At 59.8% G+C, this 18,006-nt stretch carries 25 protein-coding genes; 10 read left to right on the top strand and 15 right to left on the bottom strand.

The window, feature by feature from the left end; all coding sequences use genetic code 11:
- Positions 1 to 60: 60 nt before the first annotated feature.
- Positions 61 to 639 carry a TRAP transporter small permease subunit gene (locus B8991_RS11595; protein ID WP_084353152.1) on the top strand — a complete coding sequence of 193 codons (579 nt, stop codon included), beginning with the start codon at positions 61 to 63 and terminating at the stop codon, positions 637 to 639.
- Positions 639 to 2,030 carry a TRAP transporter large permease gene (locus B8991_RS11590; RefSeq protein WP_084353151.1) on the top strand — a complete coding sequence of 464 codons (1,392 nt, stop codon included), beginning with the start codon at positions 639 to 641 and terminating at the stop codon, positions 2,028 to 2,030. Before B8991_RS11595 ends, B8991_RS11590 begins: the two co-directional genes overlap by 1 nt.
- Before the next feature lie 65 nt (positions 2,031 to 2,095).
- Here B8991_RS11590 and B8991_RS11585 read toward each other — a convergent pair whose 3' ends face one another.
- The 11 genes from B8991_RS11585 to B8991_RS11540 form a co-directional block, all read right to left on the bottom strand.
- A complete protein-coding gene (locus B8991_RS11585) occupies positions 2,096 to 3,190 on the bottom strand; it encodes a TRAP transporter substrate-binding protein (RefSeq protein ID WP_084353150.1) in 1,095 nt (364 codons plus the stop codon).
- 231 nt (positions 3,191 to 3,421) lie between these two features.
- A complete protein-coding gene (locus B8991_RS11580) occupies positions 3,422 to 3,736 on the bottom strand; it encodes a DUF6522 family protein (RefSeq protein ID WP_084353149.1) in 315 nt (104 codons plus the stop codon).
- On the bottom strand, positions 3,733 to 3,966 hold the full coding sequence (locus B8991_RS11575) for a hexameric tyrosine-coordinated heme protein (RefSeq protein ID WP_084353148.1): 234 nt from the start codon (positions 3,964 to 3,966) through the stop codon (positions 3,733 to 3,735). Before B8991_RS11575 ends, B8991_RS11580 begins: the two co-directional genes overlap by 4 nt.
- A complete protein-coding gene (gene ccoS / locus B8991_RS11570) occupies positions 3,914 to 4,126 on the bottom strand; it encodes a cbb3-type cytochrome oxidase assembly protein CcoS (protein WP_084353147.1) in 213 nt (70 codons plus the stop codon). The genes B8991_RS11575 and ccoS overlap by 53 nt, the downstream gene beginning before the upstream one ends.
- Positions 4,123 to 4,920 (bottom strand): DUF2189 domain-containing protein, encoded by a 798-nt coding sequence (locus B8991_RS11565; RefSeq protein WP_084353146.1) that lies wholly within the window; start codon positions 4,918 to 4,920, stop codon positions 4,123 to 4,125. The genes ccoS and B8991_RS11565 overlap by 4 nt, the downstream gene beginning before the upstream one ends.
- A gap of 13 nt (positions 4,921 to 4,933) precedes the next feature.
- Positions 4,934 to 5,092, bottom strand: a complete 159-nt coding sequence (locus tag B8991_RS21460) for a hypothetical protein (RefSeq protein ID WP_179141474.1) — start codon at positions 5,090 to 5,092, stop codon at positions 4,934 to 4,936.
- The gene (gene ccoP / locus B8991_RS11560; RefSeq protein WP_084353145.1) at positions 5,089 to 6,000 is read right to left on the bottom strand and encodes a cytochrome-c oxidase, cbb3-type subunit III; all 912 of its coding nucleotides are present in this window, start codon (positions 5,998 to 6,000) and stop codon (positions 5,089 to 5,091) included. Before ccoP ends, B8991_RS21460 begins: the two co-directional genes overlap by 4 nt.
- Positions 5,993 to 6,154 carry a cbb3-type cytochrome oxidase subunit 3 gene (locus tag B8991_RS11555; protein WP_084353144.1) on the bottom strand — a complete coding sequence of 54 codons (162 nt, stop codon included), beginning with the start codon at positions 6,152 to 6,154 and terminating at the stop codon, positions 5,993 to 5,995. The genes ccoP and B8991_RS11555 overlap by 8 nt, the downstream gene beginning before the upstream one ends.
- Positions 6,151 to 6,879 carry a cytochrome-c oxidase, cbb3-type subunit II gene (gene ccoO / locus B8991_RS11550; RefSeq protein ID WP_084353143.1) on the bottom strand — a complete coding sequence of 243 codons (729 nt, stop codon included), beginning with the start codon at positions 6,877 to 6,879 and terminating at the stop codon, positions 6,151 to 6,153. Before ccoO ends, B8991_RS11555 begins: the two co-directional genes overlap by 4 nt.
- 4 nt (positions 6,880 to 6,883) lie before the next feature.
- Entirely contained in the window at positions 6,884 to 8,509 is a 1,626-nt protein-coding gene (gene ccoN / locus B8991_RS11545) for a cytochrome-c oxidase, cbb3-type subunit I (protein WP_084353142.1), read from the bottom strand.
- Positions 8,510 to 8,528: 19 nt separating this feature from the next.
- On the bottom strand, positions 8,529 to 8,945 hold the full coding sequence (locus B8991_RS11540) for an RrF2 family transcriptional regulator (protein WP_084353141.1): 417 nt from the start codon (positions 8,943 to 8,945) through the stop codon (positions 8,529 to 8,531).
- A gap of 85 nt (positions 8,946 to 9,030) precedes the next feature.
- Here B8991_RS11540 and B8991_RS11535 point away from each other — a divergent pair, with 85 nt between their 5' ends.
- The 6 genes from B8991_RS11535 to gdhA all read left to right on the top strand — a co-directional run bounded on the left by B8991_RS11535 (position 9,031) and on the right by gdhA (position 13,235).
- Positions 9,031 to 9,276 carry a hypothetical protein gene (locus tag B8991_RS11535; protein ID WP_084353140.1) on the top strand — a complete coding sequence of 82 codons (246 nt, stop codon included), beginning with the start codon at positions 9,031 to 9,033 and terminating at the stop codon, positions 9,274 to 9,276.
- 51 nt (positions 9,277 to 9,327) lie between these two features.
- The gene (locus B8991_RS11530) at positions 9,328 to 9,672 is read left to right on the top strand and encodes a carboxymuconolactone decarboxylase family protein (protein WP_084353139.1); all 345 of its coding nucleotides are present in this window, start codon (positions 9,328 to 9,330) and stop codon (positions 9,670 to 9,672) included.
- Entirely contained in the window at positions 9,672 to 10,076 is a 405-nt protein-coding gene (locus B8991_RS11525; RefSeq protein ID WP_084353138.1) for a DUF488 domain-containing protein, read from the top strand. The genes B8991_RS11530 and B8991_RS11525 overlap by 1 nt, the downstream gene beginning before the upstream one ends.
- Positions 10,073 to 11,113: an NAD(P)H-dependent flavin oxidoreductase gene (locus tag B8991_RS11520; RefSeq protein ID WP_084353137.1), complete on the top strand. Its 1,041-nt coding sequence runs from the start codon at positions 10,073 to 10,075 to the stop codon at positions 11,111 to 11,113. Before B8991_RS11525 ends, B8991_RS11520 begins: the two co-directional genes overlap by 4 nt.
- The gene (locus B8991_RS11515; protein ID WP_084353136.1) at positions 11,110 to 11,790 is read left to right on the top strand and encodes a 5-formyltetrahydrofolate cyclo-ligase; all 681 of its coding nucleotides are present in this window, start codon (positions 11,110 to 11,112) and stop codon (positions 11,788 to 11,790) included. Before B8991_RS11520 ends, B8991_RS11515 begins: the two co-directional genes overlap by 4 nt.
- Positions 11,791 to 11,879: 89 nt before the next feature.
- A complete protein-coding gene (gene gdhA / locus B8991_RS11510; RefSeq protein WP_084353135.1) occupies positions 11,880 to 13,235 on the top strand; it encodes an NADP-specific glutamate dehydrogenase in 1,356 nt (451 codons plus the stop codon).
- Between the two features lie 41 nt (positions 13,236 to 13,276).
- On the opposite strand, the gene B8991_RS11505 is transcribed toward gdhA, so the two are convergent.
- From B8991_RS11505 to B8991_RS11490, 4 genes are read right to left on the bottom strand one after another with little or no spacing between them, the layout of a single operon-like run.
- Complete coding sequence (locus B8991_RS11505) at positions 13,277 to 14,176, bottom strand: helix-turn-helix transcriptional regulator (protein ID WP_084353134.1); 900 nt, start codon at positions 14,174 to 14,176, stop codon at positions 13,277 to 13,279.
- 50 nt (positions 14,177 to 14,226) lie between these two features.
- Positions 14,227 to 15,045, bottom strand: coding sequence for an ABC transporter substrate-binding protein (locus B8991_RS11500; protein WP_084353133.1), 819 nt, complete (start codon positions 15,043 to 15,045; stop codon positions 14,227 to 14,229).
- Positions 15,046 to 15,075: 30 nt separating this feature from the next.
- On the bottom strand, positions 15,076 to 15,831 hold the full coding sequence (locus tag B8991_RS11495; RefSeq protein WP_084353132.1) for an ATP-binding cassette domain-containing protein: 756 nt from the start codon (positions 15,829 to 15,831) through the stop codon (positions 15,076 to 15,078).
- On the bottom strand, positions 15,824 to 16,531 hold the full coding sequence (locus B8991_RS11490; RefSeq protein ID WP_084353178.1) for an ABC transporter permease: 708 nt from the start codon (positions 16,529 to 16,531) through the stop codon (positions 15,824 to 15,826). The genes B8991_RS11495 and B8991_RS11490 overlap by 8 nt, the downstream gene beginning before the upstream one ends.
- Positions 16,532 to 16,697: 166 nt before the next feature.
- On the opposite strand from B8991_RS11490, the gene tsaA reads away from it, so the two are divergent.
- The gene (gene tsaA / locus B8991_RS11485; RefSeq protein WP_084353131.1) at positions 16,698 to 17,192 is read left to right on the top strand and encodes a tRNA (N6-threonylcarbamoyladenosine(37)-N6)-methyltransferase TrmO; all 495 of its coding nucleotides are present in this window, start codon (positions 16,698 to 16,700) and stop codon (positions 17,190 to 17,192) included.
- A 21-nt stretch (positions 17,193 to 17,213) separates the two neighbouring features.
- Positions 17,214 to 18,005, top strand: coding sequence for a molybdate ABC transporter substrate-binding protein (locus B8991_RS11480; RefSeq protein ID WP_084353130.1), 792 nt, complete (start codon positions 17,214 to 17,216; stop codon positions 18,003 to 18,005).
- Position 18,006 lies beyond the last annotated feature (1 nt).

Raw genomic sequence — 18,006 nt, 5'->3', positions numbered from 1 at the left:
TTCAGGCCACGCTTTGATTGAAGACTGCAACGATCGGTCGAAATCGAAGAAAGGGAAGCTGTGCGTTTTCTCGCTGGCATAGCCGCAATTATCTGCGCCGTTAATCTGATCATAGGCAAGACATTCGCGTGGCTGTCTCTGGCCATCGTTGTCGTATGCTTCACCGTGGTCGTGCAGCGTTACCTTTTCGCCATCAGTTACGTCTGGATGCAAGATCTTTATATCTGGCTGAACGGGGCGATGTTTACTGCCGTGGCCGGCTTCGCGCTGCTGCGCGACGATCACGTCCGCGTCGACATATTCTATCGTCCGGCCCGCATGCGAACGCGGGCATTGACCGACCTGATCGGTGTGTTCCTGTTTCTGCTACCATTTACCTGGGTCGTTTACCAATATTCCATGCCCTTCGTGCAGCGTGCTTGGAGCTACCACGAAGCGTCGGCGAATGTCGGCGGGATGCCGGGCCTCTATATCCTGAAATCGTTCATCATCGGGTTTGCCGCCCTGATCGCGCTGCAAGGTCTGGCGATGGCCATACGGTCGGTTCTGGTCTTAAGCGGCAATGCCCATCTGGTCCCGAAGTCGATTGAATACAGGGCTGACGCGAAAGTGCCTGAACTCCCGAAGGGAGCCGCTTGATGGATCCGGTGTTGATTGGCGAGATTCTCGCCGCGCTGATGTTTTTCGGCGTGATCGGCTTTTTGCTTCTGGGCTTTCCGGTAGCTTTCACTTTGGCCGGGGTTTCGCTGTTGTTCGGCAGCGTCGGGATAGCTTACGGCGTTTTCGATCCGTCAAATTTCGGTTCGCTACCAAACCGCTATATCGGCTTTATGACGAATGAAGTCCTTGTCGCTGTGCCATTGTTCATTTTCATGGGGGTGATGCTGGAACGCAGCCAGATTGCCGAACAGCTTTTGCTGACCATGGGCAAGCTTTTCGGAAACATGCGCGGAGGACTGGGGATCTCTGTGGTGCTGGTCGGGGCGATGCTGGCGGCCTCGACGGGGGTTGTGGGGGCCACGGTGGTCACGATGGGCCTGATTTCACTGCCCGCGATGCTGCGCGCCGGATATAATCCGAAACTTGCCACCGGTGTCATATGTGCCAGCGGCACTTTGGGCCAGATCATCCCGCCCTCGACCGTGTTGATCTTCATGGGCGATATGCTGTCCGGTATCAACAGTCAGGTCCAGATGGCCAAGGGCAACTTTGCGCCCACGCCGGTTTCGGTCGGTGATCTGTTTGCCGGTGCGTTGCTGCCCGGAATGCTGCTGGTGTCGCTGTATCTGGCTTTTGTTCTGTTCAAAGCTGTGACCGATCCATCGTCTTGCCCGGCAACCCCGGTTCCGGCCGAGGAAAAGGGTGGGCTGCTGCGCGAGGTTCTTGTCGCCCTCGTGCCGCCGCTTTTGCTTATCCTCGCGGTTCTCGGCTCTATCCTTGGCGGTATCGCCACCCCGACAGAGGCGGCCTCTGTGGGTGCCGTGGGTGCGATGGTCCTTGCGGCCCTGCGCTGGCGGCTGTCCTTCACGATATTGCGGGAAACGATGATTTCCACCGCCACGATCACCAGCATGGTTTTCGTGATCCTGCTGGGCGCCTCGGTCTTTTCGGTGGTGTTCAGGATGATGGGCGGGGACAACCTTGTGCATGAGTTCCTCAGCAACCTGCCGGGCGGGACAATGGCCGCAGTTGCGGTTGTGATGCTGATCATGTTCTTCCTGGGGTTCATCTTGGACACGTTCGAGATCATCTTTATCGTGATTCCGATCACCGCACCGGTGCTTTTGGCGCTGGACGTCGATCCGGTGTGGCTAGGCGTGATCGTAGGCGTGAACCTGCAAACCTCTTTCCTGACGCCGCCCTTCGGCTTTGCGCTGTTCTATCTCCGCGGTGTGGCCCCCGCCGAGCTGCCGACCAGCGCGATCTACAAGGGCATTCTTCCGTTTGTGATGCTTCAGGTCGTGGCAATCGCAATCCTGTTTGCGTTTCCTGAAATTGTCACCTGGTTGCCGCGATTGATCGCGGGCTAGGCTGGCAGAACAGAAAAACGCCCGGTGGAGACACCGGGCGTTTTCATTTCGCGGTATTGCAGTGATCAGTACTTGAGGTACTTTTCGCGTGCCATCACATAAGGCGCGTCGATGTTTTCTGTCCGTGTCCGCACCAGGTTCAGCGCCTCGATGAAGCTTTCCGTGGTTTTCTTCACCAGCGGGTCGTCGCTGTTGCGCAGTTCCTCGACAACCTCGACCGACGCTTTGGCACCCGCTTCCATGATGTCGTCAGGGAAGTTGCGCACGATCACACCATGGTCATCAACCAGAGTTTTCAGCGCACGCGGATCGTTGGCGATGAAGTCAGAGGCAACCTGTTCGTACTCCGCCTGGCTGACATCACGGATGATCGCCTGCAAGTCGTCCGGCAGCTCCTGATACTTCTTCTTGTCCACGACAAGCTCTGTCGCCAGACCGGATTCAACGAAGGACGGCATGTAATAGTTCTTGGCAACCTGGTGGAAGCCTAGCGCCAGATCGTTGTAGGGTCCCACAAATTCCGCGGCGTCCAGCGTGCCCGATTGCAATGCCTGGAAAATCTCGCCCGCGGCCATATTGGTCACCGTTGCGCCCAATTTTTCCCAGACACGGCCACCCAAACCCGGCGTCCGGAACCGGACGCCTTTAACGTCTTCGACGCTTTTCAGTTCTTCGCGGAACCAACCACCTGTCTGGGTGCCCGTGTTGCCCGACAAGAAGCCCTGAACACCGAACTGGTCATAGATCTCGTCCCAGATCTCTTGCCCACCCAAGTAGCGAACCCACGCAGTCAATTCGGGTGTAGTCATCCCGTATGGCACGCCGGTGAAAAACGACAGGGCCGGTGATTTGTTCTGCCAGTAATAGGCCGCACCGTGGCTCATTTCGGCGGTACCGTCGATGACGGCGTCCAGGGATTGCAGCGGCGGAACCAGCTCGCCTGCCGAAAAAACCTGAATGGTCAGCCGCCCGCCCGACGCCGCGGTGATACGATCCGCCATACGTTGCGCACCAACGCCCAGTCCAGGGAAATTCTTTGGCCAGGTTGTGACCATACGCCAAGTGATGTTCCCTTGGGCAACAGCCGGTGCGGCAAGGGTTGTCGCGGCTGCGCCCGCGCCCAGAACACCTGCCTTGCGAATGAAAGAACGACGATCCATTATGTTTCCTCCCGAGATCGAGCATTTTTTTAAAAGCGCGCCTGCCGACCTGACAGAGGCACCCCGTAGAACAGATAATCCTCGGTCGGCAAGAATGTCCATGACCTGAACATGGATTGAAGCGTCAGTTTTACAGACTTCCACAAATAGCCAAAACCGTCAGCAAAGGAGTCCATGAGACGGTACGGCACCCAATCGGCGTTGCCCTTGGTTGCCGATATTTTCGCGTGCTCAGCTTTCCTTGCGTCCGGATGTCACGCCAATTGCGGTTTTTGTCTGCGGTGTTGCGCTCGACGGGCCGACCGGAAAAGCGCTTTTGCTGAGAATTTCACCGCTCTCATCGACGACCAGACGAAAGGCGCGGCCTTCGTGGCGAAACGTCAATCGCCAACGACCGGCATCCGCGTCGGCCCCTGCTTCGCACAGAGATGTAATCTGACCATCTTGCATGCGGGTACGGATTTCTTCGGGCGGCAGATCAAACGCTTTGGACAGGACTTCCGCGTCCACGATGAACTGATCCCCGTTCCGCTCGACCTTGGTCATAACTTGTCTCGCCAGAAATCATTGGCGGCGGCCACGGTGGCGAAATGCGTCGCGACCACTTGACTGGCCGCGATCAGCGCGTCGGAATCCTCGGCATAAACCGGGCGCAACCTGTCGCGAACCTCTGCATCCGGTTGTGTCAGCTTGACCGCCACCCGCGAGAGTTTGACGGCAAGATCATAGCCTTCTTCGGGCGTCGCGGTCTTCAGTGTCGGCAGCCAGCTTGTCATCGGTTTTTCCTTCCGTATCAGGTGGGTCTTCTGTGCGTATGACGCGCCATGCGGCACCCTCGGGATCATCGAACTGGTCGTTCCACAACGCCCAGAAAAAGGCAGCAAGGCCCATCAAGCCCAGGCTGATCGACAAGGGTATAAGCAGCATCAGGCTCATGTCCCCTCTCCGGCAATCGCCTGATAGGCGTGCCATGTGCCGTGTCCCAGAACCGGAAAGACGACGATCAACCCGATCAGTCCCGTCACAAGCGACAGCGCCAGACCAAGCGCAACGATAAGACCCCAGCCCAGCATCGGGCGAAGATTCTGAAGGGTCATGACAAAGCTCTGACCAATCGCGGTCAGCGCATCGGTTCTGCGCGACACCAGCATCGGAATGGAAAATACGCTGATCGCAAAGGCAAAACCTGCGAACAACGCTCCGACGAAAGAGCCGGTGACGATCAGCGCCCAGCCTCGAAACGTCGTGAAGGCGTTGGCAAGCGCATCCGCCGCCCCGGGGAAGGGTTTCAGCCCGAAAAACAACGCATAAAGCAGGTCAGCTGCTCGAAGCCAGAACAGGATGAGCAGACCCAGCATCAATCCCGCATAGGCCAACTGCCCCCCCGAGGCCGGACGAAATACCACCATGGTGGAAAAGTCCGCCCGTTCCCCCTGCGTCTGTCGGCGGCTTTTTTCATAAAGTCCGATGGCCAGAAACGGGCCAACAATAAGAAACCCCGCGATTGCAGGCAGCGCCAGATACAGTAGCTGACTGGCGTACAGGGCCCAGAGGACGGCATAGGAAATCAGCGTCAGGATCAGCCCGTAGGCAAGGCTGGACACAGGAGCCATCCGCAGGTCACGCCAGCCCTTTGCCAACCAGTCCATAGCAGAGGATTCCGGCAGGTTGCGCGCATAGGGCGATGCAGGGCGGTCCGGCTTGCGGACGGTCGGTAGTGGTTCCAGCATCGCTGTCTCCTTTTCAGCAGGCGCGCTTGGCAGGCATCATTCCTGCGGCTTCGCGGCATTCGGGTTGCGATCGCAGGGCAACGGTCAAAAGATGCGCATTCGCTCCGATGAACAGCGTCACGGCCGTCAGAGACGCCCCGATTGCCAGCCATTTTTGCGCAGATCGTGTCATTGCGGATCACCGGCATCGTCGCCAAGCCGCGCGACATAGACGGTCAGAAGGTTGATCTCGGCGTCGGACAACCGGCCGGACCAGGCGGGCATCACACCCATACGGCCCTGTTTCAGCGTTGCCATGACCGTGTCCACATCCTGCCCGTAGATCACGGATGTGTCGGTCAATGAGGGCGCGCCGATCTCAAGGCCCCCTTCACCGGCTTCACCATGGCAGGAACTACAGTTTTCGGTGAACAGGATGCCAGCCGGGCTTTCGAAATCGACAGAGCCGTCCGGCAAATCTGCAACAAATTGCGCAAGCGATGCGCGTTCTGACCGGTCCATCCAGTCAAAGGCAGGCATTTCCGCGTAGCGCGTATCGGGGTCTTCGGTGTTGATCCCGTGATGAAGCGTCAGAGCGATCTCCTCGGGATCGCCGCTCCACAACCAGGCATTATCGGTAAGGGCCGGGAATCCGGGCCCGCCTTCCCCGTTGGTCCCGTGGCAGGCCGCACAATTATCCGCAAACAACCGCGAGGCGGCAGGCATCGCGAGGGCCATTAAGGCGTCGTCGGATTGCAGAGCATCGAACTCTGCGCTTTCAAAGCGCGACATCCAGTTCTGGCGATTGTCGGTAAGGTTTTGATAGCCCTCAATCGCCTGCTCGCCTTGGTCCAGCCCCAGAAGTCCGGGCGTATAGCTGTTGCCGGTCGGCCATGCGGGAAGAAGGATCCACGCAATCACTGCGTAAACGTGGGTTACGATCAGCGCCCAGATCACGATTTTCGGAAATGCCGTGTTCAGTTCGGTGATGCCGCCCCAATCGTGGCCGGTGGTATCGTAGCCGCTGACGGGATCAATCGCGCGCTCACCAGTCTTGGGATCGGCACCGGGCAGCTCTTTGGGATCGGTGGTATTACTCATCGCTGCGCTGCTCCTTCAAAATGGAACGCGCCGCCCTGTCATGCGCCGCGCGGCGCGACGGGTTGTAAGCGCGAATGACAACGATCACGAAAAACCCCATCAGCCAGATCAGGCCGACGGTCTTGGACAGGTACACAAGCGTATCATGGGTCATTGTCCACCCTCCGTCAGGATTTGATAGGGCGCGTCTGTCAACGTGCCAAGCGACTGCAAATAGGCCACAACCGCATCCATCTCTGTCAGGCGCGACGGATCGCCGTCAAAGTCGCGGGCTGCGGGCCGCTCGCCGTAGCGTTCAATAAATCCGTCCATCGCGTCGCTGTCGGGGCGGCTTTGCGCTGCGGCATCAGCGTCGGCCGCCGCGATCATCGCCTCGTCGTAAGGGACACCAAGACGGGCCAGCGTGGCCAGCGACGGGGACAACAGTTCCGTATCCAGCGACCGTGTAAGCCAAGGATAGGATGGCATGATCGATGCCGGGACGACGTCGCGCGGATTGATCAGATGCGCCACATGCCAGGCATCGGAATATTTTTCGCCCAGACGGGCCAGATCCGGGCCGGTCCGCTTGGACCCCCACAACATCGGATGGTCATATGCGCTCTCTGATGCCAGCGAATAGGGGCCGTAACGGTCCAGCTCATCGGCAAGGCTGCGCACCATCTGGCTGTGACAGGCATAGCACCCTTCGCGGATATAGATTTCGCGACCGGCCAGTTCCAACGGCGTGTGCGGGCGCAGATCATCGGGCAACTCAACCGTCTCGTCGATGGTGAAGAGCGGCGCGATCTCGACGATTCCGCCGACAGATGCGGCAAGGATGATCGCCGCGACCAGTCCCATGGAGATCTTTTCGAGATTGTAATGCAGTTTCAACATGGGTTCACTCCGCCGGTTGCGCGACTAGTGGGCGGTCGGTGGCATGTCCCACCGCTCTGCGCATCGTGACACGGCAATTCCAGGCGCAGATCACCGCCCCTGCCAGAAACAGCCCGCCGCCGATTGTGCGCAGCAGGTAATAGGGTGCCATTGCCTCGACCGATTCAACAAAGCTGTAGGACAGCGCGCCGTTTTCCTCGTAGGCGCGCCACATCAGCCCTTGGGTGATGCCCGCGTTCCACATCGAGATGACGTAGATAAGCGTGCCCGACACCGCCAGCCAGAAATGCCACTCCACCGCAGTTGCCGAGGCCATGTCAGTCTTGCCGCTCAACTGCGGGACGATGGTGTAGATCGCGCCAAAGACGATCATCGCGACCCATCCCAACGTGCCGGAATGCACATGACCCACCGTCCAGTCGGTGTAGTGCGACAGCGAATTGACCGGGCGAATGGCCAGGAACGATCCCTCGAATGTCGAAAGCCCGTAGAACACCGCCGCCACGAACATGAACCGCAAGGTCGCGTCGTCGCGCACCTTGTGCCAGGCCCCGTTGAGGGTGGCGATGGCATTGCCGGCCGACGCCCAGCTTGGCACCAGCAACATGATCGAGAAGGTCATGCCCAGTGTCTGGGCCCAGAACGGCAGCGCCGTGTAGTGCAGATGGTGCGACCCGACCCAGATGTAGAAGAACACGATCCCCCAGAAGCTGACAATCGACAGCCGATAGGACCAGATCGGGCGTCCCGAACGGACCGGCAGGAAGTAGTAGAGCATCCCGAGGAACCCTGATGTCAGGAAAAAGGCGACGGCATTGTGCCCGTACCACCACTGCACCATCGCATCCTGCACGCCGGCCCAGATCGGAAAGCTCTCTGCCGAGGTCCACTGCACCGGGAGTGCAAGATTGTTGACGATGTGCAGCATGGCCACGACCAGGATGAAGGCCAGATAGTACCAGTTGGCGACGTAGATATGCGGCTCGTTCCGGCGGGCGAGCGTCCGCAGGTACAGCACGAAATATGTTACCCAGATCACCACCAGCCAGATGTCGGCATACCATTCGGCCTCGGCATATTCCTTGGATTGGGTTGATCCCAACATGTATCCGGTGACGGCCCAGACGCAGAACAGGTTATAGCCGATCAGCACGGCCCAGGGGCTGACGGAGTCGGCCAGCCGCGCGCGGGATGTGCGTTGCAGGACGTGGAAGGACGTGGCGATCAACGCGTTGCCGCCAAACCCGAAGATGATGCCGGTCGTGTGGACGGGTCGCAGCCTGCCAAAGCTGGTCGCGGGCCAGGCCGGCGTGCCTTCGGGCCAGTAGAGCAAGGCCGCAACCCAGACACCGACAGCCATCCCGATCATTGCCCAGATAAGCGTCATCGAAATGCCGAAACGGGTGGGCGCGTCGTAATAGCGGCTCAGCCGGTCGGCTGGCGCTTCGGCCTCGTAAAGCGATCCGCCAAGGATGAACGCCAGTCCCAAACCAAGTGCGAGCGCCATGAAGCCATGCAACGACATGACCCCGTGGCCCGCCGCCGCTGCCATGACAAGGCCCATCAAGGCCAGCAGGATAGAGATCAGCAGACCAATTCGGCGTTCTGCTACTGTAAGCGATGCAGTCATGTTGTCCTGCCCTTTTCAGTCATGCCGCTGCCCGGACAGGCAGCGCAATATCGCGAAGTGTGGATTTGTTCAGATCCTCGATGAACCGGTTCTCTGCGTGGCGCAGCCGGGCTTTCAACCGGCAACAGCCGTTTATCGTGCAGTCGCCCCCGTCCGGTGCAAAGCATTCTACCAGCGCCTGACCTTCTTCAAGCAGCATCACGACATCGCCCAACCGTACCTCGGAAGGGCTGCGGCGCAAGACGGCCCCGCCATGCGCGCCGCGCCGGGTTTCGACGATGCCGCCATGGGCAAGCCGCTGCATGATCTTTGCCAGATGGTTGCGCGACAGGTTGAATTCCTTTGCCAGATCGGCGGTCGAAAACGCCTGATCGGGAGCACTTGCCATCCGCATCAGCATACGAAGCCCATAGTCAGTGAAGGAGGTGAATCTCATGTCATCCCGCTTTACCAAATAGGTATTTACAATACCAGATTAGCAGATGTAGCATCCGGTACAAGTTCAAATCGTGGAGGATCGTATGTCATCCGCCGAACCTGAGACTATACCCGCCCGACCGCCGCTGACTACCGCGATCTTGGCGCAGCGGGGCGTGAATGATGCCAAGCTGACAGATCTTGTGCAGAAATTCCATATCAACATGCGCGAAGATTTTGTTTCTGGCCCGACCTTCGCGGACCGGGGAGAAGACTGGAACGCGCATCTGTCGCGGATGGTTCTCGATCGCTCTGATGTCCGGTCGATTATCACGGCGCACGCGTCCTAAGCCAATCGGCCTGAACCTGTTCCCGCAACTCGAACCATGAAAGGACAGTCCATGTCCCAGCAACATCACCTGAAACCAACCAAAGCCCTTGTCGAGCGGCGGCGCGCCCTGGCACCGGACAGCGAAGATGCGTTTCGCGCGTTTTCGAAGGCCGTGTTTGCCGAAGGGGCGCTTGATAAACGCACCAAGCAGCTGATCGCGGTGGCGGTCGCCCATGTCACCCAATGCCCATGGTGCATTGAAGGCCATGTCAAGGCCGCGAACCGCGAAGGGGCCTCGGGCGAACAGATTATGGAGGCGATCTGGGTGGCCTCCGAAATGCGGGCCGGTGCTGCCTGGGCCCATGCTTTGCAGGCGGTTGACCTGATCGACGATGAAGACACGCAGGACAGCTGATGCCCGCCCGCCCGCCTGTCCCCGAAACCCCGGCCGAGCGGATACGCATCAAGCGTGTCTACCGCGCAGCGCGGGTGTCGGATGGCAAGCGGATTCTGGTTGACCGTCTTTGGCCGCGCGGCGTGGCGCAAGACCGCGCCCGCCTGTTCAACTGGTGCAAGGACATCGCACCAAGCGACGGGTTGCGACACTGGTTTCATGCCAATCCCGATCATTGGCAGGAATTCAGAACACGTTACGAAGCGGAACTCGCCACGCGCGACGATTTGACTCGCGAGCTTGCCGGATATGCGCGCGATGATGTCGTCACGCTGCTTTACGCCTCGAAGGACGAGGAACATAACAATGCCATCGTGTTGCGGAATTACCTGCGCGGATGGCTCCGAATAGGAGGCGAAGAATGACAGGCAGACACTCTGGGATCTCATTGCGAACGCCAGTTTGCGACCTGCTTGGTTGCGATGTGCCCATTCTGCTTGCCGGCATGGGCGGCGTATCCCGATGGGAACTGGCGGCGGCGGTGGCCAATGCGGGCGGCTACGGGATGCTGGGGATGGTACGCGAAGACCCGGACCTGATCGCTGCCGAGGTCACCGCATTGCAGGCTGCCACCGATCGGCGCTTTGCGGTCAATCTGATCCCCGCCGCGACCGAGCCGGGGCTGCTGGATGCGCAGATTTCACGATGCCTTGATCTTGGCGTGCCTGCCTTCTGTTTCTTCTGGGATGTGTTGCCGAAAATCGTCGCCCGCGTGAAGCAGGCAGGCTGTCAGGTGCTGCATCAGGTTGGCACGTTGGAGGCCGCCAGTATGGCTGAGGATGCAGGCGCGGATGTGATCATCGCCCAAGGTGTCGAGGCGGGCGGCCATGTCCACGGACGCAGCCCTGCATTTGCGCTGGCAGAGCAGATCCTTGCACAGTCTAACCTGCCGGTTATCGTGTCGGGCGGGATCGCGACTGGCGAAGGGCTGGCGGCTGCGCTGGCAATCGGCGCAAGCGGCGTGCAATGCGGGACAGCCTTTCTGGCAACAAGGGAATCCTTCGCCCACCCCTATCACAAATCCCGCATCGTCGAGGCGACGGGGGATGACACGGTGCTGACGGACGTTTTTGTGCTCAACTGGCCAAAAGGCGCGGCTGTACGGGTGATCGCCAACAGCGTGACGGATGGCCTGAGCGGCGACTATCTTGGTCACGATCCTGACACCTTGCCGCGTGAGGCGATTGCCTGGGACGACGATCAGCCTCGTTTGCGGTTCAGTACGGATTCACCGCTGCGGACAACAACCGGCGATCTTGAAGCGATGGCGCTTTTCGCCGGACGCAGCGCCGGACGTATAAGTGATATTCCGCACGCGGCCGACCGCCTTGGCGGCATGGTCGCGCAGGCACAGCATATCCTTGACGCCACCCTTCGTAACGAACCCAAGGACATCCCATGAGTGACAAATTCGAAAGCTTCGCCTGCAACAGCGGCTTTAGCTCGCCCGGCGGGCCTGCCGCCAAAAACACCCCGACTGACCCGAAAAACCCGGAGCATGTCGCACTCTGGCGCAAGGCCGAGCGCAAACGCCTGCGCGCAGAACGCCAGGATCTGTCCGTAGCGCAGCGCACGGAAATCGGCTCGGCATTGGCGGGCCACTTGAAACAGATCCTCAACGACCGTTTTGATGGTGCGAAAGGCATGGTTTTTTCCGCCTATTGGCCGATCAAAGGCGAGCCTGACCTGCGCCCGCTGATGGCCGAGTTGCACGAGGCGGGCGTCACCGTCGCCCTGCCCCTGGTGGAGACGAAGGCGGCCCCGCTGACTTTCCGCCTCTGGACCCCCGAAACGCGCATGGTGCGTGGTGACTGGAACATTCCCGTCCCGCCCCCGGATGCACCCGTCGTCACGCCGGATATAACGCTGGCCCCGCTCATCGGTTGGACGACGGACGGCTTTCGTCTGGGCTATGGCGGCGGGTATTTCGACCGGACACTGGCGGCGCTGGACCCAAAGCCCTTTGCCATAGGCATAGGCTTTGAAACCGCACATATTGCGACGATCCACCCACAGCCCCACGACATCCCGCTTGATCTTATCCTGACCGAGACTGGCTTGCGAAGCGTTGAAAGATGAAATACACGTCTGAAAAACGGGCAGGTGACACCTGAATTGCCTGAAATTTCACCGTCCGACGAAAACCTTTCCAAACGCAAAGAACCAGTATGAACAGCATAGACGAAAAGCTGCAACCCATCCTTGCCGAAGTGCTACGGCGCAATAGCGGAGAGCCGGAATTTCACCAAGCCGTTCACGAGGTCATGGAAAGCCTTGGCCGGGTCGTGGCGAAACACCCCGATTATCTGGAACAGGCACTGATCGAACGCATTTGCGAACCCGAGCGCCAGATCATTTTCCGCATTCCCTGGGTGGATGATCAAGGTCAGGTCCAGATCAATCGTGGCTTTCGCGTGCAGTTCAATTCAGCGCTTGGCCCTTACAAGGGCGGCATGCGGTTCCACCCTTCGGTGAATCTGGGGATCATAAAGTTCCTCGGGTTTGAGCAGTGCTTCAAGAACGCCTTGACCGGCCTGCCCATCGGCGGCGGCAAGGGCGGCGCGGATTTCGATCCCAAGGGAAGATCAGATGGCGAGATCATGCGCTTCTGCCAGTCCCTGATGATCGAACTTCATCGCCACCTGGGCGAACAGACCGATGTGCCTGCGGGCGATATTGGTGTAGGCGGGCGCGAAATCGGCTATATGTTCGGCCAATACAAGCGTCTGACCAACCGCTACGAAGCCGGGGTTCTGACTGGCAAGGCATTCGCCCATGGCGGGTCGCGCGCCCGGACCGAGGCCACAGGTTTCGGCAACACCTATTTTACCAAGGCGATGCTTGAAACCCGGAAAACCAGTTTCGACGGCAAGCGCGTGGTGGTGTCAGGGTCGGGCAATGTCGCGATTCATACCATCGAGAAAGTGCAGTCCTTCGGCGGCACGGTCATCGCATGTTCGGATTCCAGCGGTTATGTCATCGACGAAAACGGGATCGATCTTGCCCTGTTGCAAGACGTCAAGACAGTCTGTCGCAAACGCATCTCGGAATACGCGAAACGCCGGGGCGATGGTGTGCATTTCATTCCGGTCGACAAAGGCTCAATTTGGGATGTGCCGTGTGACGTGGCGATGCCATCCGCCACCCAGAACGAACTTTCCGGAAAAGATGCCAAGACCTTGGTGAAAAACGGCGTTCAGGCCGTGGGCGAAGGCGCAAACATGCCCTGTACCCCCGAAGCCATTCGCATCCTGCGCGAGGCGGGCATCCTGTTCGGACCGGGCAAGGCGGCAAATGCCGGCGGGGTTGCGACCTCTGCGCTGGAAATGCAGCAGAATGCCAGCCGCGACCGCTGGACCTTTGCCCAGACCGAAGCGCGTCTTGCACAGATCATGCAAGGCATTCACGACCGTTGCGCGGAAACCGCCGATGAATATGGTGCCCCCGGCGACTATGTTCTTGGTGCCAACATCGCGGGCTTTGTGCGTGTGGCCAAAGCGATGCGGATGCTGGGCGTTATCTGAGAATACGCCGCATCCGCCCTAGGGTGCGGCCTCGGTAGGTTTCAGGCGTTCCAGATCACCGATCCAAGATCCTTCGTGTCGTAGCCTCCATATGCTGCGGCACGATTTGAAAACTGATTGGTTCGGCAAAACGCCATGAGCCTCTGAACGGCCTCGTCGAACCAAGCCTTGCGGTCGACGAGCAGAGCGAATTGCTCTTCCACAATTGGGCTGAATTCGAGACCGTAGCTGCGCGCGACGGCCTCGAGCCCGAAGGTGACATCGGCATCGCCGCGCCGGACGGCTTCAACCGCTTCGTCCTCGGTGCGGGCCAAGGCGGCGAATTCCAGCTTCGACAGGTCCAGCCTTTCCTTTGCGGCCAATTCCCGGAACAGCGTATCGGTGCCGGATTCCGCCTGACGGGGAACCATGCGCAGTCCGGCCACATCCGACAGGCCCACAGGTTTTGCCCTTCCAGTCCGAAAAACAAGCCCTCGACGCCGTGTTGCAAAGGAGATCAGCACCGCATTCTGATCGGCGGCCGAAACGGAAACGACGGGCACATTCCAGCGATCCGTTTTCGCGTCGTGAATATGCAGACCTGTGGCCACGCCTTCGCCGCGAACGAAGCGTTCCAGCCCGTCAAGCGAGCCATCGAAAAAGCTGGCCAGCCCACAGCGTGATTGCCGGATCGCCCAATCCAGAAGCGGATCGTGACTGCCCAGCACGATCGGAGGGCGCACCGTTGCTCTGGTTGGCGTTTTGGACAGGCTGCCGGATTGCGCCTGCTCAATCCACTGTCGGATTTCTGCCGCAGGAAAAAGCAGCTTTCCAGTCGCTTTTGAGCAGGGCACCGCCCCGGAAGCCGCAAGATCATAGACCTTGCGTTCCTTGAGCCGCAGCAATTCAGCCAGTTCCTTGACCGTCAGGTACTCATGGTCTGGAAAGGCAGGTCCAGTCATCGTGATCCGTTCAATTTGTCGGGGCGGTCGTCGCCACCCCGACAAGACTATCAATTCTCTGGTGCGTTTGGAAAGAACAACTGCTGATCGGCCACTTTGAAGGCTGCGATCGCGTCCTGCCCCTCGCCTGACAAAAGCCAGTCGGCGAATGTCTGGGCGTCGTCCACGTTGACCTCTGGGCATTTTTCCGGGCTGACCGGGATCACGCCGTATTGGTTGAACATATCTTCATCGCCCTGCACCTGAATGGCATAGTCCTGCTTGTTCTCGAAGCTGATCCAGGTGGCGCGGTCGGTCATTACATAGGCGCCCATGCCAATTCCGGCATTCAGCGTCGCCCCCATGCCAGAGCCTGTCTCGCGGTACCAATCACCGCTTGCCGCCGTCGGATCGACACCGCTGTCGGACCAGAGCGAAACCTCTTTCTTATGCGTGCCGCTGTCATCCCCCCGCGAGGCGAAAAGCGCGCCTTTCTCTGCGATCTGTGTCAACGCGCCTTGAACGTCGTCCATTCCGCCGACGCCGGCCGGGTCAGCGTCCGGGCCGACGATCACGAAGTCGTTGAACATCAGATCGGTGCGCTCTGTGCCGAAACCCGCCTCGACGAACGCCTCTTCCGAGGCTTTGGCATGCACCAGCAACACATCGCCATCGCAGTTCTCGGCGTTCTTGATCGCCTGACCGGTGCCAACCGCGACCACGTTGACCTGAATGCCGGTCTTGTCCTGAAAAATCGGCAGCAGATAGTCGTACAATCCCGAATTCGCGGTCGAGGTGGTGGATTGCACGATGATGGATTGGTCCTGCGCCCACGCCGCGCCTGTCAGAATCAGCGCGAGCGTGGTTGCTCCGATTGTGGTTCTCAGCATTTGGTATCTCCCAATTTCAGATTTGCTGTGTCAGACGACAATTCTGCCGTTCAGGTAGTTCCGCGCCGCTTCGCTTTGCGGTTCGGGAAAGAAGTCAGCCGCCGCGCTATGTTCGGCAACGCGGCCGCGATGCAGGAACACGACGTCATCGGCGATGCGCCGCGCCTGTCCGACATCATGGGTTACAAAGACGATCCGGACGCCACGGCTGCGGGCCTCGTTCACGATGCTTTCGATCGCCAAAACCGAGGCCGGATCAAGGCTGGCCGTCGGCTCGTCAAGAAACAGAACCTCTGGATCGGTGGCCAACGCGCGCGCCAGCGCCAACCGCTGTGCCTCGCCACCCGACAGCAAACGCGCAGGCTGATCGGCCTTATGGGACAGGCCAACATGATCCAGCAAACGGTGCCGCCGCGCCTTGTCCTTCCCGCGTGATTTCAGCACGAAATCAATATTGGCCGCCACCGACCGCCGTAGCAGCACCGGCTTTTGAAAGACCAGCGCCTGCCGGGCTGTCACCTCGCAAGGTGCCTGGCTACCCCAGTTGATCCGGCCAGAGGTTGGCTGCATGAGACCGTGCAACAGCTTCAGAAGCAGGCTTTTTCCGGCCCCGTTGGACCCCATGATCATGGTGCAGCCGCTTGTACCAAGGTCCAGCGCCAGATCGTCCAGAACGGTGGTCTCTCCGAAGCGCAGTGTCAGGTCGCGCACTTGCAGCGGCCCAAGCGCCTTGGGCTGCGCGCGGACCGCTGCCTGTATCGGCGTGATGAGTGCTGCGTCAGACATAGGCTTGCCTTGCAGCGGTCATCCGCACCGATTGCACGGCTGCATTCACGCCAAGGGCGATGACCAGCAGGATGATGCCAAGCGCCAGCGCCAGTGCCAGATCGCCTTTCGAGGTTTCCAACGCGATTGCCGTTGTCATCACGCGTGTGAGGTGATCGATATTGCCGCCCACAATAATGACAGCGCCGACCTCGGCCACGGCGCGGCCAAACCCGGCAAGCCCGACTGTCAAAAGCGAATAGCGCGCGTCCCACAGAAGCGCCTGCACGGCCTGCAACCGTGTCAGGCAAAGCGAACGGAACTGCTCGGCATATTCTGCATGCAAGTCCTCCAGCACCTGCCGCGACAAGGCCGCCACGATGGGCGTGATCAAAATTGTCTGCGCGATGATCATCGCCGTCGGGGTGTAGAGCAGCCCGAGAAAGCCCAGCGGGCCGGAGCGCGACAGGTGCAGGTAGACCAGCAGCCCGACCACTACGGGCGGCAATCCCATCAGGGCATTCATCACGATCAACACCGCATTCCGGCCGCGAAAGCGACCAATCGCGACAAGCGCTCCGACCGGCAGACCGATGAGGCAGGCAATCGCCGTCGCCGTCAGGCTGACGCGCAGCGACAGCAGAACGATCTCCAACAGATCCGCGTCGCCGGACAGCACCAGCGCGACAGCAACTCCCAAGGCGTCACCGATGTTTTGCAGGGCTTTCACCTATATGCATAATTTTCGTCACATGGATAGGTATGCAGCTAAATGGCAGAAGTTCAAGGCTGGTCTTGCTGCAATTTTGGCGGCATAGTCACGAAAAATAGCAATTTTTACCGTGAGGCGACATGAAAACACTACTGCATAATTTCCGGCGGTCGCGATGAGTAAGACAGCGGAGCTGCGCCCCAACGAGCGCACTGTCGATCTTGCACCGGCTACTGACGCCACGCTGCGGTTCATCGGGACAATCCGAACCCCCTGGACCGATCGCGAGGATTGCCCCCGCCAAGGCCGCCTTGACGGACCCGAATGCCAGTTGGTGCTCGATCCGATCTGGCGGGATGGGCTGCTGGGGCTGGACGAATACGAGACGATCGAGGTGCTTTATTGGCTGGACAAAAGCCGCCGCGACCTGATCCGGCAAAGCCCCAAAAGCGACGGCCGGACAGTGGGAACATTTGCTCTGCGTTCGCCGGTGCGGCCCAATCCGATTGGCACGTCCATGGTCAAACTGCTGCGGATCGAGAACGGCACATTGCATGTGCAGGGTCTGGACTGCCTTGACGGGACACCGCTGATCGACATCAAACCCGACCGCTGCGCCTTTACGCCGAAGGCCCCGCCCAAACCGGGCGATCGACAGGTTTCATCATAAAACGGATATGGGAAGAACAAGATGCACCGCAACGCAGTACTGGCTGTGATATTGGCCTGTGGTATAAGCCCGGCCGCGGCCGAAGACATTTCGCTTTATGCGGCAGGCAGCCTGAAAGCCGCGCTGTCCGATCTCGCTGAGGATTATACCGAGGCTTACGGCACCGGGGTCACACCGCAATTCGGCCCATCCGGGCTGATGCGCGAGAGGATCGAGGCAGGCGAGGCGGCGCATGTCTTTGCGTCGGCCAACATGCGCCACCCCGACACGCTGGCGCAGGCCGGCACGGGCGGGCCGGTGGCCCTGTTCGCGCGCAACAGATTGTGCGCATTGGCGCGCCCCGAAGTGACGGTCACGACTGACACGCTTTTGGACGTGATGCTGGATGGTGAAACACGGCTTGGCACATCGACACCCAAGGCCGATCCGTCCGGTGATTATGCGTTCGACCTGTTTGACAAAAGCGGCCACGCGGATGCGCTGAAGGCAAAGGCGTTGCAACTGACCGGTGGCCCGGACAGCGCCAAGCCGCCAGAGGGCCGGAACAACTATGCCTGGGTGCTGGACAGTGATCAGGCTGACATTTTCCTGACCTATTGCACCAATGCCGTGCTCGCCAAAACCGAAGTGCCGGATCTTCAGATCGTGCAAGTCCCCGAGGCGCTGTCGGTCGGTGCCGATTACGGCTTGATCGTGCTGGACGGAGCGCCGCCAGAGGCGTGGAAGCTGGCGCTGCATATCTTGTCGCCCGCCGGACAAGCGGTGCTGGCCGAATACGGTTTTGACGCAAGCGCTGTCGCGAAAGGTGACTGAG

It is taken from the genome of Primorskyibacter flagellatus, assembly GCF_900176485.1.
GTDB lineage: Bacteria > Pseudomonadota > Alphaproteobacteria > Rhodobacterales > Rhodobacteraceae > Primorskyibacter > Primorskyibacter flagellatus.
Note: the sequence above shows the minus strand (reverse complement) of the source record. Positions and strands in the feature narration are given on the sequence as shown.

Excerpts from the sequence above, each read along its gene's own strand:
- ccoS (WP_084353147.1), bottom strand. The coding sequence starts at position 4,126 with ATGAGCCTGATGCTGCTTATACCCTTGTCGATCAGCCTGGGCTTGATG.
- B8991_RS11535 (WP_084353140.1), top strand. The coding sequence starts at position 9,031 with ATGTCATCCGCCGAACCTGAGACTATACCCGCCCGACCGCCGCTGACT.
- ccoO (WP_084353143.1), bottom strand. The coding sequence starts at position 6,879 with ATGTTGAAACTGCATTACAATCTCGAAAAGATCTCCATGGGACTGGTC.
- B8991_RS11525 (WP_084353138.1), top strand. The coding sequence starts at position 9,672 with ATGCCCGCCCGCCCGCCTGTCCCCGAAACCCCGGCCGAGCGGATACGC.
- B8991_RS11590 (WP_084353151.1), top strand. The coding sequence starts at position 639 with ATGGATCCGGTGTTGATTGGCGAGATTCTCGCCGCGCTGATGTTTTTC.
- B8991_RS11540 (WP_084353141.1), bottom strand. The coding sequence starts at position 8,945 with ATGAGATTCACCTCCTTCACTGACTATGGGCTTCGTATGCTGATGCGG.
- ccoP (WP_084353145.1), bottom strand. The coding sequence starts at position 6,000 with ATGAGTAATACCACCGATCCCAAAGAGCTGCCCGGTGCCGATCCCAAG.
- B8991_RS11565 (WP_084353146.1), bottom strand. The coding sequence starts at position 4,920 with ATGCTGGAACCACTACCGACCGTCCGCAAGCCGGACCGCCCTGCATCG.
- B8991_RS11505 (WP_084353134.1), bottom strand. The coding sequence starts at position 14,176 with ATGACTGGACCTGCCTTTCCAGACCATGAGTACCTGACGGTCAAGGAA.
- B8991_RS11515 (WP_084353136.1), top strand. The coding sequence starts at position 11,110 with ATGAGTGACAAATTCGAAAGCTTCGCCTGCAACAGCGGCTTTAGCTCG.
- B8991_RS11500 (WP_084353133.1), bottom strand. The coding sequence starts at position 15,045 with ATGCTGAGAACCACAATCGGAGCAACCACGCTCGCGCTGATTCTGACA.
- B8991_RS11530 (WP_084353139.1), top strand. The coding sequence starts at position 9,328 with ATGTCCCAGCAACATCACCTGAAACCAACCAAAGCCCTTGTCGAGCGG.
- B8991_RS11520 (WP_084353137.1), top strand. The coding sequence starts at position 10,073 with ATGACAGGCAGACACTCTGGGATCTCATTGCGAACGCCAGTTTGCGAC.
- gdhA (WP_084353135.1), top strand. The coding sequence starts at position 11,880 with ATGAACAGCATAGACGAAAAGCTGCAACCCATCCTTGCCGAAGTGCTA.
- B8991_RS11480 (WP_084353130.1), top strand. The coding sequence starts at position 17,214 with ATGCACCGCAACGCAGTACTGGCTGTGATATTGGCCTGTGGTATAAGC.
- B8991_RS21460 (WP_179141474.1), bottom strand. The coding sequence starts at position 5,092 with ATGACACGATCTGCGCAAAAATGGCTGGCAATCGGGGCGTCTCTGACG.
- B8991_RS11495 (WP_084353132.1), bottom strand. The coding sequence starts at position 15,831 with ATGTCTGACGCAGCACTCATCACGCCGATACAGGCAGCGGTCCGCGCG.
- B8991_RS11580 (WP_084353149.1), bottom strand. The coding sequence starts at position 3,736 with ATGACCAAGGTCGAGCGGAACGGGGATCAGTTCATCGTGGACGCGGAA.
- ccoN (WP_084353142.1), bottom strand. The coding sequence starts at position 8,509 with ATGACTGCATCGCTTACAGTAGCAGAACGCCGAATTGGTCTGCTGATC.
- B8991_RS11585 (WP_084353150.1), bottom strand. The coding sequence starts at position 3,190 with ATGGATCGTCGTTCTTTCATTCGCAAGGCAGGTGTTCTGGGCGCGGGC.
- B8991_RS11555 (WP_084353144.1), bottom strand. The coding sequence starts at position 6,154 with ATGACCCATGATACGCTTGTGTACCTGTCCAAGACCGTCGGCCTGATC.
- tsaA (WP_084353131.1), top strand. The coding sequence starts at position 16,698 with ATGAGTAAGACAGCGGAGCTGCGCCCCAACGAGCGCACTGTCGATCTT.
- B8991_RS11575 (WP_084353148.1), bottom strand. The coding sequence starts at position 3,966 with ATGACAAGCTGGCTGCCGACACTGAAGACCGCGACGCCCGAAGAAGGC.